The organism is Arthrobacter sp. PsM3 (assembly GCF_030433895.1).
In the GTDB taxonomy this organism is placed as follows: Bacteria; Actinomycetota; Actinomycetes; order Actinomycetales; family Micrococcaceae; genus Arthrobacter.
Genome location: NZ_JARUXE010000022.1, coordinates 28,416 through 43,987 on the forward strand (window position 1 = coordinate 28,416; position 15,572 = coordinate 43,987).

Below are 15,572 nucleotides of genomic sequence, written 5' to 3' on the forward strand. Positions count from 1 at the left end.
ATGGCGGCCGAAATCTTTTAACGCCCGGCCCGAGCAACGCGGGGTCACTTAGCGCCCGTCCTGAGGCTTCGGATGGGCGCTAAGTGACCCCGCGTTGCTCGGTGGTTGGGGGTTGGGGGTTGGGGGTTGGGGGTTGGTGCTTTCGCTTAGCCCAGGCCGATGGCCTTGCCGAAGAGGCTGAAGCCAACGAACGCCACGGTGTCGAGCACGGCATGGGCGATCACCAGCGGCATGAGGCGCCGGGTCCTGGTGTAGACCAGCGCGAAGATCACACCCATGATGGCGTTGCCGATGAACGGCCCGAAGCCCTGGTAGAGGTGGTAGCTGCCGCGCAGGATCGAACTGGCGAAGATCGCCAGCGGCAGGCTCCAGCCGAGTTTGGGGAGCCGGTCCAGCAGGTAGCCCACCACGATCACTTCCTCCACGACCCCGTGCCGGACCGCGGAGAGGACCAGCACGGGCACCGTCCACCAGTAGGCGTCCAGCGCGCTGGGGATGATCGACGTCGTAATGCCAAGCGCGCGCCCGGCGGCGTAGATGCCCAGCGACGGGATGCCGATCAGCGCCGCCAGACCGAAGCCCTGCAGCAGGTCCCGGCCGGGGCGCGCAAAATTGAGTCCCAGTTTCTGGAATGCCGTGGCGCCATGGCTGCCGCGGCCGGCCGGGCCCGGCGTCAGGTGGTCGGTCAGGAAGTACAGCGCCAGGACCACCGGCACCAGGGCGAAGAAGATATCCAGCAGCTGGTAGGTGAGGTCAAAGTATTCGCGGGTGCTTTGCGAACGGTTCAGCGTCGAGGTGGCCTCGGACAGCGGCGCCCGGGTCAGCTTGTCGAGCAACTGAACGACCGAATACACGGCGGACTGCCCCAGGGACAGGCCCAGGACGATCCAGACTTCTAGCCGCAGGCGACGGCGGGAGGGAACCAGCATGTTCCTATCTTGCCCGGTCCCGGCTTGCCCTGCCTTACCGGCGTTGCCGCCTATGCTTGGGGTTTATGAGTGCGCCCGGGAAAATCATCATGATCCGGCACGGCCAGTCCGCCGCCAACGCCGACACCTCGATCTACAACCGGGTGCCCGATTACCGGATCCCGCTCACAGAACGCGGCATGGAACAGGCCCGGGCAGCCGGCGAGGAGGTCCGGCGGCTGCTGGACGGGCGCCAGGTCTGTGTGTACGTATCCCCCTATCTGCGGGCCTACCAGACCCTTGAGGCGCTCAACCTCGGTCCGCTGATCGAGCGGGTGATCGAGGAGCCGCGGCTGCGGGAGCAGGACTGGGCCAACTTCCAGATCGCCGGCGAGATCGAGGACCAGAAGGAACTCCGCAACGCCTACGGCCACTTCTTCTACCGCTTCCGGGAAGGTGAGTCCGGCTCCGATGTCTATGACCGGGTCTCGTCCTTCATGGAGACTCTGTACCGGCACTGGTCCAGGCCGGACTACGCCCCGAACGCGCTGTTCGTGACCCACGGGCTGACCATGCGGCTGTTCTGCATGCGCTGGTTCCACTGGTCGGTGGAGTACTTCGAATCGCTCAACAACCCGGACAACGCCGAGGTCCGCACCCTGTACCGCACCGGGGAGGGCAAGTACGGGCTGGACAAGCCGTTCAGCCAGTGGGAGGACCGGCGGGTCGATGAGACCGTGCTGGACGCCCCGCCGATGTTCTTCTAGCGGGCTCGGACGCCCGCCCGCCAGACGGCGTGCGTCAGCGGAATGCCGGGCCGGTAGGCCAGGTGCGTGGCCGAGGGCGCGTTGAGCAGGTGCAGGTCCGCGCGGTGGCCGACGGCGATCGAGCCGACGGCGCGTTCGCCGTCGACGTCGTTCCCGGACTCCCGGCCGAGGGCCAGCGCGCCGCCATACGTCGCGGCCCGCACGGCCTCGTGGACGCTGAGGCGCATCTGGAGCACGGCGGTGGTGACGCAGAACGCCATCGAGCTGGTGTAGGAGGTGCCGGGGTTGCAGTTGGATGCCAGCGCGAGCTGCACGCCGGCGTCGAGCAGTTCCCGGCCCGGTGCCAGCGGCTGGCGGGTGGACAGATCGCAGGCGGGCAGGCAGGTCGCCACCGTGCCGCGAGCAGTTCCTGTGTCGCTGTCACAGCCATCCCAGCCGGACCAGCTGGCCGCGAGGGCCTCGACGTCGGCGGCGGACAGGTAGTTCACGTGGTCCACGCTGGCCGCGCCGAATTCCACTGCGAGCCGGACCCCGGGCCCAACGCCCAGCTGGTTGCCGTGCACGCGCAGCCCCAGTCCGGCGTCCCGGCAGGCCTGGAGCACGCGCCGGGACTGGGCCTCGTCGAAGGCGCCCCGCTCGCAGAACACATCGGCCCAGCGCACGAACGGCCTGACGGCGGAGAGCATGGGGCCGCAGACCAGCTCCGTGTACTCCTCGGCGTCCATCCCGGCCGGCACCAGGTGGGCGCCGAGGTACGTGACCTCGTCGACCACGGTGGAGGCGATCCGGGCGCTGCGGGCCTCGTTTTCAACGTCCAGTCCGTAGCCGGTCTTGGTCTCGAGATAGGTGGTGCCCTGCGAGACGGCCTCGGCCACCCGGCCCATGGCGAGCCGGGTGAGGTCGAAATCGCTGGTGCTCCGGGTGGCGCCGGTGGTCACGGCGATCCCGCCGGCGCTGTAGCTCTCCCCCGCCATCCGGGCCTCGAACTCGGCGGTCCGGTCCCCCGCGAAGATGAGGTGGGTGTGGGAATCGACCCAGCCGGGCAGCAGGGCCCTGCCGCCGGCGTCGACCGACTCGTCGGCGGCAGGAGCGTCGGCCGCCGGCCCCAGCCAGGCGATCCGTTCGCCCTCGAGAAGCACGGCCGCGTTCTTCAGGACGCGGTGTTCGGTGTCCTGGGTCATCAGCTCGGCGATGTTGGTTATCAGGGTACTCATGGGTCCATTCTTCAGCGCCGGATGGACCAGCGTGTCGCCGCCAGCGCCTCCGCTGTCCGGGATGCCGGACCCGCCGCAGCGGCCGCGGCTCCCTGGCCGGCGAGGATAAGTCCGGCGGCCAGTTCGGCGATGCCGGAGGAGGTCTGGAAGCCGTAGCCGCCCTGTCCGGCGAGCCAGAAGAATCCGGGGGCCTCGGCGTCGAACCCCACCACCGGGACACCGTCGGCCGCTTCCGTCCGCAGGCCGGTCCAGGCCTGGCGGACGCCGCGGATGCCAAGCGTGGTGAGGGCGTTGAGCCGGGCGATGAGTGCCTCGATGTCCCCCGGGTGCGGCTGCGCGTCCTCGGGCCCGCTCGGCTCGTGCTCCGAGGGCGAGATCAGGACCTGTTCGCCGTCGCGCCGGAAGTAGAAGGAGTCGTCGGCGGCGGCCACCATGGGGCTGGACTCCGGGAGGGGGTGCTCGACGTCGACAATCGCCGCGGTGCGCCGGTAGGGCTGCAGCTGGACCTTCTCGACGCCGCTGAGCACGGCAAGTTCGTCGGCCCAGGCGCCGGCGGCGTTGACCACGACGGCGGCCTGGAAGCCTTCCTGCCCGGCGCCCAGTTCCCAGCCGAAGCCGAGGCGCTGGGCCGAGTGCACCCTGGCGCCGGTGATGATGTCCACACCGCCGGCTTCCGCGAGCCGGCGGTGGTCCTCGAGCAGCAGGGGCGCATTGCAGGCGAAGGAGCCGGTATCCAGGCCTGCGGCGGAGAAGGAGTCCGGGAGCAGGACCGGGCAGAGTTCCAGTGCCTCGGCATGGGTGATCGGACGCATATGGCCGCTGGCCTGCTCCCGCACGGCGGCATCGTCGCCGATCAGCATGAAGCTGCGCGGTGAGAGCACCGGTTCCGGCCGGTTGGCGTCCTGGGCGGCGATAAGGTCGAGTGTCCGGAGCGTGAGCTCCTGGACCGCGGGAGGCCCGTAGCTGGGGATCAGCTGCCGGGCCGAGCGCGCCGAGGTGTGGTAGGCCAGCGTCTGCTCGGCTTCCACCAGCGCGACGCTGCATTTCCCGGCAAGGGCTGAGGCAAGGGACAGGCCGGCGATACCGCCGCCGACAATCACGACATCGTAATTAGCTGACATGGTCCCATCCTTGCAGACGGAACAGTTGCGGCGCCGTTTGTGGCGCCGCAACCTTGGATCTGCCCGGCCGGTGGAGCTCCGTTCAGCCGGCGACGGCGGCGCGGCTGCGCACGAAGGCCTGCACGCACGCCTCGACGTCTTCGGCGCTGTGCGCGGCGGAGAGCTGCACGCGGATCCGGGCCGCACCTTTGGGCACCACGGGGTAGCTGAACGCGGTGACGAAGACGCCGTTGTGCAGCATCGCATCGGCCACCTTGGCGGCCATCACGGCGTCGCCGAACATGACCGGGACGATCGCGTGCTCGCCCGGGAGCAGCTCGAAGCCCTCCTCGGACATCCGGGTCCGGAACAGCCCGGCGTTGGCGAAGAGCTTGCTGCGCAGTTCGGCGGAGTTCTCCACGAGGTCCAGGGCTGTCAGCGTCGCCGCGACGATGGCCGGGGCCAGCGAGTTGGAGAACAGGTACGGACGGGCCTTCTGGCGGAGCATGGCGACGACTTCGCGGCGGCCGGAGACGTAGCCGCCGGAGGCACCGCCCAGGGCTTTGCCGAAGGTGCCGGTGTAGATGTCCACCCGGTCCGAGACCCCGGCGTGCTCCGGGGTGCCCGCACCGCTGGCGCCCATAAAGCCGACGGCGTGGGAGTCGTCCACCATGACCATGGCGTCGTATTTTTCCGCGAGGTCGCAGATCGCTTCCAGCGGGGCCAGGAAGCCGTCCATCGAGAAGACGCCGTCCGTGACGATGATCTTGCGGCGGGCGGGGTTCTCCTGCGTGGTGGCCTCGATCAGCTTCGATTCGAGGTCTGCCATGTCCTGGTTGGCGTAGCGGAAGCGCTGGGCCTTGCAGAGCCGGATGCCGTCGATGATCGAGGCGTGGTTCAGCGCGTCGGAGATCACGGCGTCTTCGGGGCCGAAGAGCGATTCGAACACGCCGCCGTTGGCGTCGAAGCAGCTGGAGAACAGGATGGTGTCCTCGGTGCCGAGGAATTTCGAGACGCGTTCCTCGAGGGCCAGGTGCAGGTCCTGGGTGCCGCAGATGAACCGGACGCTGGCCATGCCGAAGCCCCTCTCGTCCATGGCTGCCTTGGCGGCGGCGATGATCTCGGGGTGGTCCGCGAGGCCCAGGTAGTTGTTGGCGCAGAAGTTCAGCACGTCGGCGCTGGATTCGCCGATCTGCCCGGCCTTGATGTGGTTGGCCTGGGGCGAGTCGATATGCCGCTCGGTCTTGAACAGGCCGGCGCTGCGGATCTCGTCCAGTTCGTGCTGCAACTGGTCCTTGATGGCTGAATACATGGGTTGTGCTCCTCAGCTGGTGGGGTCGGTGGGCCGAATCGGTGGCGGGTTAGAAGCAGGTCCAGTCGAGGACGACCTTGCCGCCCACGCCGGCGCGGGCGATCTCGAAGCCCTTTTCCCAGTCGGTGGCGGGGAGGGTGTCCGTCACGACGGCGGAGATGCTGGCGCGCAGGACCGGGTTGGAGGACAGCATGGCGCTCATGGCGTACCAGGTTTCGAACATTTCGCGGCCGTAGATGCCCTTCATGGTCAGCATATGCGTGACCACTTTGCCCCAGTCGATGTCGATGGACTGGCTGGGCAGTCCCAGCATCGCGATCCGGCCGCCGTGGTTCATGTTGTCGATCATCTCAGGCAGGGCTGTGGGGTGTCCCGACATTTCCATCCCGATGTCGAACCCCTCGCGCATGCCCAGTTCGCGCTGGGCGTCCTTGACGCGCATCCTGGAGACGTCGATCGCGAGGTCCACGCCGAGGGTGCGGGCCAGTTCCAGCCGCGGGGCGGAGATGTCCGTGATGGCGATCTTGCGGGCGCCGGCGTGGCGGGCGACGGCGATGGCCATCAGCCCGATGGGCCCGGCCCCGGTGATCAGCACATCCTCACCGACGAGGGGGAAGCTGAGCGCGGTGTGGACGGCGTTGCCGAAGGGGTCGAAGATGGCGCCGAGCTCCGGCGTGACCGAGGGGTCCTGGTGCACCCAGACGTTGGTCTCGGGGATCACGACGAACTCGGCGAAGGCGCCGTCGCGCTGGACGCCGACGCTGACGGTGTTGATGCACATCTGCCTGCGGCCGGCGCGGCAGTTGCGGCAGATGCCGCAGACGATGTGGCCTTCGCCGGAGACGCGGTCCCCTACCTTCACGTCCAGGACGTCCTCGCCGGTCTCGACGACTTCGCCGTAGAACTCGTGGCCGGCAATCAGGGGGGCGTTGATGATGCTCTGCGCCCAGGCGTCCCACGACTGGATGTGCAGGTCGGTGCCGCAGATGCCGGTGGTCATGACACGGATCTTAACGTCGCCGGGGCCGGTCTCCGGTTCGGGGCGGTCGAGAAGTTCGAATCCTGCGTGGGCGCCGGCTTTGTACAGAGCCTTCATGGGCGTTCCTAACTGTGTTCTGCTTAGTACACGATTTTGGTCCGCTGCCGTGGGACAGCTTGTGTGGGACAACTCACCCCCATTAGAGCCGCTGCAACGCATTAGCACAACCGGACTTTTCTCAATCGACGATTTAGATTTTCCTTGCGCATATACTGGGCGGCATGGAAATCCACCAGCTGGAGATGCTCCGCGAACTCGGGGCGCTCGGCAGCGTCAAGGCCGTCGCCGAAACCCTGCTCGTCACGCCCTCGGCGGTCTCGCAGCAGCTGGCCGCCCTGCAGAAATCCGTCGAGGTGCCGCTGACCCGCAAGGAGGGCCGGAACCTGGTCCTGACCGAGGCCGGTCAGGTCCTCGCGGATGCCGGGGCCGCCGTCGTCAGCGCCATGGCGGACGCGAGGACGGCGATCGGCGCGTACCACGGCTCCCCGGTGGCGCCGGTGACGCTCAGCGGTTTCCACAGTGCGGGGCAGGCGCTGTTCGCCCCGCTCGCCCGGCTGCTGGCCGGACCGGGGCAGCCGCGGATCCTGCTCTCCGACGAGGACGTGGCCCAGCAGGACTTCCCGGCGCTGACGGCACGCTATGACCTGGTGCTGGCGCACCGGATGGACCACAGCCCGCGCTGGCCGCAGGAGCGCGTCGCGGTGATCCCGCTCGCGCACGAGCCGCTGGATGTCGCACTGCCGGCCGGGCACCGGCTGGCCGGCCGGCGGTCGGTAACGGCGGACGACGTCGTCGGCGAACCCTGGGTGACCAGCCACGCCGGATACTCCCCCGCGGATGTCCTCTCCGCCGTCGCGGCCGTCTCCAGCAAGGAACTGAACATCGTCCACCGGATCAACGATTACTCCACGGTGGCGGCCCTGGTGGCAACTGGCGGCGCGATCGGACTGCTGCCCCGGTACACGGCACGGCCGGTGCTGAACCCGGGCATTGTGCTGCGGCCGCTGGAGGGCATCAGCACCCGGCGCCGGATCGACGTCCTGGCCCGGCCGGAAAACCTCAAGCGCAAATCGGTCATGATGGTCTGCGATGCGCTGCAGACCATCATGACCGGGCTGGTTACCTGACCGGCCTGGGGCGTGTCCCGCGATGGTGTCGGCGATTGACTACCCGCCACCTGGGAGGCCCGCCCAACGGGGCCTGCCCCGTCGCCTGGTCTTTCCGGTGCCCGTTTCCGAGGTGCTTGCCCACTCCGTTGCCCAATCCCCTGCCCTGCCCCGGAACGCCCGGGGCTCCGGCAACAATGTGCATCGCAGTGATGTCCGACCCGTCCTTGACACCTGTGATCCGCACCTGTTCACCGGTCGTGAGGTCCGCTGCGGTGGCTGCGGTGGGCTTGAGCCGCTTGCCAGCACTGTCTCTCTGAATCGTGCCGTCTTCGGCAGGAGGGGGCAGTTTCGTGATTTTTGTTCCGGGGCCGGAACGGCCGGCTGAACATGTCCAGCGTTAACCCAAGTGGCTCGCAGTTGTGGACGTTTTGAGAGCTCAAAACGTCCACAACTGCGAGCCACTTGGGCAGGACGGGGTGTCAGCCTTCGACGCCGAGGCGCTCCAGGATCAGCTCCTTGACGCGGCCGGCGTCGGCCTGGCCCCGGGTGGCCTTCATAACGCTGCCCACGATCGCGCCGATCGCCTGGAGCTTGCCGCCGCGGATCTTGTCCGCGACACCGGGCTGCGCGGCGAGGGCCGTGTCGATGGCTTCGAGCAGCGGCCCGTCGTCGGAGACGACGGCGAGGCCACGCTTCGCCACGATTTCTTCCGGGGTGCCTTCGCCGGCGAGCACGCCGTCGAGGACCTCGGTGGCCATCTTGTTGTTGATCTTGCCGTCCTCGACCATCGTGTTCAGTTCCACGATGGTGGCCGGTGCGACGCCGAGCTGGCCGGGATCGACGTCGGCGTTCTTAGCCCGGCCGACGATCTCGCCCATCCACCATTTCCGGGCCACCGTGGCGGTGGCGCCGGCGGCGATGGTTTCCTCGATCTCGTCCATCACGCCGGCGTTGACGACGTCGCGGAACTCCAGGTCGGAGTAGCCCCAGTCGGCCTGCAGCCGCTTGCGGCGGGCGGCAGGCGGCTCGGGCAGCGTGGCCCGGAGCTCCTCAACCCACTCGCGCGAGGCCACGATCGGCACCAGGTCCGGTTCCGGGAAGTAGCGGTAGTCGTCGGCGTCGGACTTGGGCCGGCCCGAGGTCGTGGTGCGGGTGTCCTCGTGCCAGTGGCGGGTTTCCTGGACTATCGGCTCGCCGGAGTCCAGCACGGCGGCGTGCCGCTGGATCTCGTAGCGGACGGCGTGTTCGACGGCGCGCAGGGAGTTGACGTTCTTGGTCTCGGAGCGGATGCCGAAGCGTTCCCGGCCGTGCGGGCGGAGCGAGACGTTGGCGTCGCAGCGCACGTTGCCGCGTTCCATCTTGGCATCGGAGACGCCGAGGTTCTTGACGATTTCCCGGACCGCGGCGACGTAGGCCTTGGCGAGCTCGGGGGCACGGCTGCCCGCGCCCTCGATCGGCTTGGTGACGATCTCCACGAGCGGCACACCGGAGCGGTTGTAGTCCACGAGGGAGTAGTCCGCGCCCTGGATGCGGCCGGTGGCGCCGCCCATGTGGGTCAGCTTGCCGGCGTCCTCCTCCATGTGCGCGCGCTCGATTTCGACGCGGAAGATCGTGCCGTCGGAGAGCTCGATGTCCAGGTAGCCGTCGTACGCGATGGGTTCGTCGTACTGGGAGGTCTGGAAGTTCTTCGGGGTGTCCGGGTAGAAGTAGTTCTTCCGGGCGAAGCGGCAGGTCTCGGCGATCTTGCAGTTGAGCGCCAGGCCGATCTTGATCGAGGACTCGATCGCGGTCTTGTTCACCACCGGCAGCACGCCTGGCATGCCGAGGTCCACCTCGTTGACGTTGGTGTTGGGCTCGTCGCCGAAGACGTTCGGCGCGGAGGAGAACATCTTGGACTTGGTGTTGAGCTCGACGTGGACCTCGAAGCCCAGCACGGGATCGTACTTCTCCATCGCCTCTTCGAAGCTGAGGGTTGCGTCAGACATTAGTGGGAACCTCCGTGGCTCGAAGCGGCAGCGTCAGAAAGGGCGGAGCCCGTCAGTGCAGGGTCCGTCAGTGACGGGGCACGGTCCAGCAGCGGGCCGCCCCACTGCGCCTCGAGCAGGGACTCCAGCACGGCACCGACGCGGTACAGCCGGGCGTCCTGGCGGGCCGGAGCCAGCAGCTGGACGCCGACCGGCAGCCCGTCCTCATCGGCCAGGCCGCCGGGCAGCGAGAGCCCGGGAACGCCGGCCATGTTGGCGGGGATGGTGGCGACGTCGTTGAGGTACATCGCCAGCGGGTCGTTGAGCTTCTCGCCGAGCTTGAACGCCGTGGTGGGCGCCGTCGGGGAGATCAGCACGTCGGCCTTCGCGAACGCGGCGTCGAAGTCGCGCTGGATCAGGGTGCGCACCTTCTGGGCCGAACCGTAGTAGGCGTCGTAGTACCCGGCGCTCAGCGCGTACGTGCCCAGGATGATGCGGCGCTTGACCTCGTCGCCGAAGCCGGCGGCGCGGGTGGCACCCATGACGCGCTCGATCGTCATCGGGCCCTCCTCCGGCAGGACCCGCAGGCCGTACCGGACGCCGTCGAACTTGGCGAGGTTGGAGGACGCCTCGGAGGGCATGATCAGGTAGTAGGCGCCCAGGGCGTACTTGAAGTTGGGGCAGGAGACCTCGACGATTTCGGCACCGGCGCCCCTAAGCAGCTCGAGGGATTCGTTGAAGCGGTTCTCGACGCCGGCCTGGTAGCCCTCGCCGTGGAGCTCCTTGATGATGCCGATCTTCATGCCCGCCACGTTGCCGATCGAGGCGGCGGCAACGAGGTCCTCCAGCGGGTCCTGCAGCGACGTGGAGTCGCGCGGGTCGTGGCCGCCGATGACCTGGTGCAGCAGTGCGGAGTCCAGCACAGTGCGCGAGACCGGGCCGATCTGGTCCAGCGAGGAGGCCATCGCGATCGCGCCGTAACGGGAGACCCCGCCGTAGGTGGGCTTGACGCCGACGGTGCCGGTGACGGCGCCGGGCTGGCGGATGGAGCCGCCGGTGTCGGTGCCGAGGGCCAGCGGGGCCTCGAAGGCCGCGACGGCGGCCGCGGAGCCGCCGCCGGAGCCGCCGGGGATCCGGTCCAGGTCCCAGGGGTTGTGGGTGGGGCCGAACGCGGAGTGCTCGGTGGAGGAGCCCATCGCGAATTCGTCCAGGTTGGTCTTGCCCAGGATCGGCATCTTCGCGGCGCGCAGGCGCTTGACCACGGTGGCGTCGTAGGGGCTGTGCCAGCCTTCGAGGATCTTCGAGCCGGCCGTGGTGGGCTGGCCGATCGTGACGATCAGGTCCTTGACGGCGATCGGCACACCGGCCAGGGCGTGGAGTTCCCCGGCTGCGTCACCGCCGGCGGCACGGATGGCGTCCACTTCGGCGGCGACGGCGAGCGCCTCGTCCGTGTTGACGTGCAGGAAGGCGTGGACCTTGCCGTCGACGGCGGCGATGCGGTCCAGGTGCGCCTGGGTGACCTCGACGGCAGAGACCTCGCGGGCGGCCAGCTTGCCGGCGAGCGCTGCGGCGGAGGAGCGGATCAGTTCGTTGTTCTCAGTCATGTGTTTAGCCCTCATCCAGGATTGCCGGGACCTTGAAGCGGCCTTCGTACGCGTCGGGGGCGCCGGAGAGTGCCTGCTCGGCGGTGAAAGTGTGGCCCACAACGTCCTCGCGGAACACGTTCGTCAGCGGGATCGGGTGGGACGTGGCCGGGACGTCATCACCGGCGGCTTCACTGACGGATTTCACTGACTCGACGATGACGGCGAGTTCGCCCGCCATCCTGTCCAGCTCTTCAGCACTCATCTCGATGTGCGCGAGATGCGCGAGATGCGCGACGTCGTCGCGGTTGATCGCAGCCATGGATCTCCCCTGCAAGTAAAGGATTATTTTCCGTCCCAGTCTACGTGGGTTGGGCTCCTGTTACTGTCCGCCCCCACCCCAAACAACGCGGGGTCACATCCGGCCCATCCGGAGGGCCGGAATGGGCGGTAAGTGACCCCGCGTTGCTGGTGGTGGTGGGGTTAGCCGATGCCGATGGCTCCGGTCAGGACGCCGACGGCGAGCATGACCAGGGACACGACGGCGGTGCGCCAGAGGACCTTCTTGTGGTGGTCGCCCAGTTCCACCTTGGCGAGGGAGACCAGGAGCAGGATCGCGGGGACCAGCGGGCTCTGCAGGTGGAACGGCTGGCCGGTGATCGAGGCGCGGGCCATGTCCGCGGCGCTGACGCCGTAGTGGGCCGCGGTCTCGCTGAGGACCGGCAGGACGCCGAAGTAGAAGGCATCGTTGCTCATGAAGAACGTCATGGGGATGCTCAGTACGCCGGTGATGATCGCCATGAACGGGCCCATGTCGGCGGGGATGATCGCCACGAGCCACTCGGACATGGCCTTGACCATGCCGGTGCCGTTCAGGACGCCGGTGAGGACGGCGGCGGCCATGACCATGCTGACGACGGCGACGATCGACGGAGCGTGGGCGATCAGCTGGGCACCCTGGTCCTTGACCTTCGGGAAGTTGACCAGCAGAGCGATGGCGGAACCCACCATAAAGACGAACGGGAGCGGAATGACGTTGGCGACGAGCGTCATCATGACCGCCACCGTCAGGCCGAGGTTGAACCAGAACAGCTTGGGACGCAATGTCTTACGGTTGGGGTCCAGTGCGGTGTCCGCCATGGCGGAATCGCGGTCGTCCACGAGCTCCCCCGTGCGTTCCAGAACCGCCACGGAGGAACCGCCTGCCGAGGGAGTTTCGGCGGCGGAGGTCCCCCCGGCAGGGCCGGAGGACTTGCGGCCGAAACCGAAGCGGCCGGAGCTGCCCAGGGGCGAGCCGCCGTCGAACGTGTTGGCGGTATCCCAGATTTCCGGGGCGACGGCGCGGAGCCGGTTGCGTTCCTGCAGGCCCAGGAGCCAGGAAAAGACGAAGACCACAACGAGGCCGGCAATGAGCGAGGGGATCATCGGAACGAAGACATCGTTGACGTCGAGCTTCAGCGCGGTTGCGGCACGGGCAGTGGGGCCGCCCCACGGCAGGATGTTCATGGTGCCGTTGGCGAGGCCCGCCACACAGGTCAGGACCACGGGGCTCATTTTGAGGCGCAGGTAGACCGGCAGCATGGCCGCGGTGGTGAGGATGAAGGTGGTGGAGCCGTCGCCGTCGAGAGACACTGCCGCGGCGAGGATGGCGGTGCCGAGGACCACCTTGGCGGGGTCGTTGCCGAGCTTGCGCAGGATGAACCGGACCAGCGGGTCAAAGAGCCCGACGTCGATCATCAGGCCGAAGTAGATGATGGCGAACATCAGCAGGGCTGCGGTGGACGTCATCGACTTCATCGAGTCCATGACCATAGGGCCGATGCCGAGGCCTGCGCCGGCGAAAAGTCCGAAAACGGTGGGGACGATGATGAGCGCCAGGACTGGCGTCAGCTTCTTCGTCATGATCAGCACCATGAATACCGCGATCATGGCGAATCCTAGTAATACCAGCACGGCCGGCTCCTTCTTCATTGAATCGCACCACCCCGGTGTGATGCGTACAACAGACGTTAGAGTGGCGCCCGTCACGGCTGGGCCTTTGCCTCATTTGATTGGCATACTGCTTATTGGACGCATTTTGCGCATTTTGCTCACACATCTTGGGAGGACCGCTGTGCCACGTTTGAGCCGCCGGGCTCCCCTGCGCTTCTCCACCCAGACATTGCTGCTCCAGCTGGGGGTCGTGGCGCTGGTGGTGCTCCTGACCAGCGCCGTCCACATCTGGCTCACCTGGGAGCGGCTGGGCCGCGAGGCGGAGAACCAGGCGCTGACGCTGGCCCGGACCGTGGCCTCGGACCCGCAGGTGCGGGCGGAGGTCCAGCAGATCAGCGCCCAGCCCGGCACTCCCCCGGCCGCCGAACTGCTCGGCGGGCCCCTGATGGCCGCCGCCGAGGGTGCCCGCACCCGCACCGGCGCCCTGTTCGTCGTCATCACCGACGAAACCGGCTTGCGCCTCGCACACCCCGATGCCGAGCGGCTCGGCGAACGGGTCAGCACTGACCCGTCCGAGGCACTGGCCGGCAAGGAAGTCACCACCCGGAACACCGGCACCCTCGGCCCCTCCGCCGGGGCCAAAGTTCCGGTGTTCGCCCCGGATTCGGGCACCGTGGTGGGCGAGGTCAGCGTGGGCTACTCCACCGAAACCATCGGCCAGAGCCTGGCCCGGGACGTCGTCCCGATCGCCCTGACCGCCGCCGGGGCACTGCTTGTCGGCGTTCTGGCCTCGTTCCTGCTCCGGCGCCGGCTCCAGCGACTGACCCTGGGGCTGGAACCGGAGGAAATCAGCACCCTGGTCCACGACCAGGTGGCGGTCCTGCAGGGCGTCGACGACGGCGTGATCGGCATCGCCGCGGACGGCCGGGTCAGTGTCTTCAACGCCGCCGCCCGGCGCCTGCTGGGACAGCCCGACCTCACCGGGACCCCGTGGGCCGACGCCCCGGTTCCGGCCCAGCTGCTCGCCCTGACCCGGGCCGACGCCGCCGAAGGTGACGCGGTGGAATTCGTCGCCGGCGGCCGGGTGCTGGTGGCCAGCGCCCGCAAGGCCCTGCACGGCCGCGAGGACCTGGGCTGGGTGGTCATGCTGCGGGACCGGACCGAACTCCAGCACCTGACCCGCCAGCTCGACGCCGTGGGCACCTTGTCCACCGCGCTCCGGGCCCAGCGGCACGAGTTCGCCAACCAGCTGCACACCATTGCCGGCTTCATGAGCATCGGCCAGCACCAGCAGGCGCGGGAGTACCTGGCCCGGCTGGCCGCCACCGGGCCGCTGAAGTTCCCCGTGGACCAGGCGGAGCTGCTCCAGGACCCGTACCTGCAGGCCTTCCTCGGCGCCAAGGGTGTGGAGGCGGACGAACGCGGTGTGAGCCTGCGGCTCGGCCCGGAAACCCTGGTCCGGGGCCAGGTCACCGAGCCGCAGGAAGTCACCACGGTCCTGGGCAACCTGATCGACAATGCCGTGAACGCCGCCGTCGCGGGCTCGGCGCCGGAGCGCTGGGTCGAGGTGGAGGTGCTCGACGGACCTGGCACCGGGGCCGTCGGCGGCACGCTGCACATCGTCGTCGGGGACTCCGGCGACGGCCTCCCGGCCGCTGCGGCGGGCAGCGCCGGCGCCGACATGGACCCGGAGGCCGACGCCGACGCAGTGTTCGCGGAGGGATTCACGACCTCCGAACGCCCGGCCCGGGCGGGCGCCGGCCAGGGCCTGGGCCTCGCGCTGGCCCGGCAGCTGGCCCGCCGCCGCGGCGGGGACGTGCGGGTGCTGGACCCGGGCTCCCCCGGCGGTCCCGGCGCGGTGTTCATGGCAACCCTGCCGGGGACGACGGCGCCCCATGACACAAAGCCCAACGAGACAAAGCCCAACGAAAGAGACAACGATGTCTGAGGACTTCAGGGTGTTGATTGTCGATGACGATTTCCACGTCGCCAAGCTGCATGCCGCCTATGTGGATTCCGTGGCGGGGTTCCTGGCCCTGCCTCCGGCCGGGTCGGCGTCGCAGGCGCTGCAGGCCATCCACAGCCTGCGCCCGGACCTGCTGCTGCTGGACGTCTACCTGCCGGACGCTTCCGGGCTGGACCTGCTGCGCCAGCTGGATGTGGACACGATGATCCTCAGCGCCGCCTCGGACACGGCCTCGCTGCGGCTCGCGTTCCGGCGCGGCGCGCTGGGCTACCTGCTGAAGCCGTTCACGGCCGAATCACTGTCCCAGCTGCTGCGCTCCTATGCGCGCTACCGGCGGATCCTGGCCCAGCCGGGGAACGTCAGCCAGGACACGGTGGAACGGGCCAAGCGCGCCCTGATCCCGGGGGATGTCATTGCCTCGGCCAGGCCCCGGTCCGCCACCGAGGCAGCCGTGCTGGAATCGCTGGTACCGGGCGAACAGTATTCGGCGGCCGAGGTCGCCACCCGGGTCGGCGTTTCCCGGGCCACCGCCCAGCGGTACCTGTCGGCGCTCGCCGACGACGGCGCCGTCGACATCCAGCTGCGCTACGGCACCACGGGCCGGCCCGAGCACCGCTACGGGCTGCCCCCGGCCGCAACGGCCTGAGCCCGCCCCCACCAAGACAACGCGGGGTCACC

Annotated in this window: 13 protein-coding genes; 4 read left to right on the top strand and 9 right to left on the bottom strand. The window is 68.7% G+C overall.

Annotated elements, in window-relative coordinates; all coding sequences use genetic code 11:
- Positions 1 to 146: 146 nt before the first annotated feature.
- On the bottom strand, positions 147 to 929 hold the full coding sequence (locus tag QCD75_RS12830; protein WP_301229155.1) for a CPBP family intramembrane glutamic endopeptidase: 783 nt from the start codon (positions 927 to 929) through the stop codon (positions 147 to 149).
- 65 nt (positions 930 to 994) lie between these two features.
- Here QCD75_RS12830 and QCD75_RS12835 point away from each other — a divergent pair, with 65 nt between their 5' ends.
- On the top strand, positions 995 to 1,675 hold the full coding sequence (locus QCD75_RS12835) for a histidine phosphatase family protein (RefSeq protein WP_301229157.1): 681 nt from the start codon (positions 995 to 997) through the stop codon (positions 1,673 to 1,675).
- On the opposite strand, the gene QCD75_RS12840 is transcribed toward QCD75_RS12835, so the two are convergent.
- From QCD75_RS12840 to tdh, 4 genes are all read right to left on the bottom strand, one after another.
- Positions 1,672 to 2,889 carry an amidohydrolase family protein gene (locus tag QCD75_RS12840; RefSeq protein WP_301229159.1) on the bottom strand — a complete coding sequence of 406 codons (1,218 nt, stop codon included), beginning with the start codon at positions 2,887 to 2,889 and terminating at the stop codon, positions 1,672 to 1,674. The two genes, QCD75_RS12835 and QCD75_RS12840, sit on opposite strands and share 4 nt — an antisense overlap.
- A gap of 11 nt (positions 2,890 to 2,900) precedes the next feature.
- A complete protein-coding gene (locus tag QCD75_RS12845; RefSeq protein WP_301229161.1) occupies positions 2,901 to 4,010 on the bottom strand; it encodes an NAD(P)/FAD-dependent oxidoreductase in 1,110 nt (369 codons plus the stop codon).
- A gap of 82 nt (positions 4,011 to 4,092) precedes the next feature.
- Positions 4,093 to 5,301 carry a glycine C-acetyltransferase gene (locus QCD75_RS12850; protein ID WP_301229163.1) on the bottom strand — a complete coding sequence of 403 codons (1,209 nt, stop codon included), beginning with the start codon at positions 5,299 to 5,301 and terminating at the stop codon, positions 4,093 to 4,095.
- 49 nt (positions 5,302 to 5,350) lie between these two features.
- Positions 5,351 to 6,397 (bottom strand): L-threonine 3-dehydrogenase, encoded by a 1,047-nt coding sequence (tdh, locus tag QCD75_RS12855; protein WP_301229165.1) that lies wholly within the window; start codon positions 6,395 to 6,397, stop codon positions 5,351 to 5,353.
- A 164-nt stretch (positions 6,398 to 6,561) separates the two neighbouring features.
- Between tdh and QCD75_RS12860 the strand changes: the two genes are divergently transcribed.
- Positions 6,562 to 7,467 (top strand): LysR family transcriptional regulator, encoded by a 906-nt coding sequence (locus QCD75_RS12860; protein ID WP_301229167.1) that lies wholly within the window; start codon positions 6,562 to 6,564, stop codon positions 7,465 to 7,467.
- Between the two features lie 461 nt (positions 7,468 to 7,928).
- On the opposite strand, the gene gatB is transcribed toward QCD75_RS12860, so the two are convergent.
- The 4 genes from gatB to QCD75_RS12880 all read right to left on the bottom strand — a co-directional run bounded on the left by gatB (position 7,929) and on the right by QCD75_RS12880 (position 12,949).
- A complete protein-coding gene (gene gatB / locus QCD75_RS12865) occupies positions 7,929 to 9,434 on the bottom strand; it encodes an Asp-tRNA(Asn)/Glu-tRNA(Gln) amidotransferase subunit GatB (protein WP_301229169.1) in 1,506 nt (501 codons plus the stop codon).
- Positions 9,434 to 11,017 (bottom strand): Asp-tRNA(Asn)/Glu-tRNA(Gln) amidotransferase subunit GatA, encoded by a 1,584-nt coding sequence (gatA, locus tag QCD75_RS12870; protein ID WP_301229171.1) that lies wholly within the window; start codon positions 11,015 to 11,017, stop codon positions 9,434 to 9,436. Before gatA ends, gatB begins: the two co-directional genes overlap by 1 nt.
- A 4-nt stretch (positions 11,018 to 11,021) precedes the next feature.
- The gene (gene gatC, locus QCD75_RS12875; protein WP_136323498.1) at positions 11,022 to 11,318 is read right to left on the bottom strand and encodes an Asp-tRNA(Asn)/Glu-tRNA(Gln) amidotransferase subunit GatC; all 297 of its coding nucleotides are present in this window, start codon (positions 11,316 to 11,318) and stop codon (positions 11,022 to 11,024) included.
- Between the two features lie 161 nt (positions 11,319 to 11,479).
- Positions 11,480 to 12,949, bottom strand: coding sequence for a CitMHS family transporter (locus QCD75_RS12880; protein ID WP_301229175.1), 1,470 nt, complete (start codon positions 12,947 to 12,949; stop codon positions 11,480 to 11,482).
- A 160-nt stretch (positions 12,950 to 13,109) separates the two neighbouring features.
- Here QCD75_RS12880 and QCD75_RS12885 point away from each other — a divergent pair, with 160 nt between their 5' ends.
- Entirely contained in the window at positions 13,110 to 14,876 is a 1,767-nt protein-coding gene (locus QCD75_RS12885; RefSeq protein ID WP_301229177.1) for a sensor histidine kinase, read from the top strand.
- Positions 14,869 to 15,540 (top strand): response regulator, encoded by a 672-nt coding sequence (locus tag QCD75_RS12890; RefSeq protein WP_301229179.1) that lies wholly within the window; start codon positions 14,869 to 14,871, stop codon positions 15,538 to 15,540. Before QCD75_RS12885 ends, QCD75_RS12890 begins: the two co-directional genes overlap by 8 nt.
- Positions 15,541 to 15,572 lie beyond the last annotated feature (32 nt).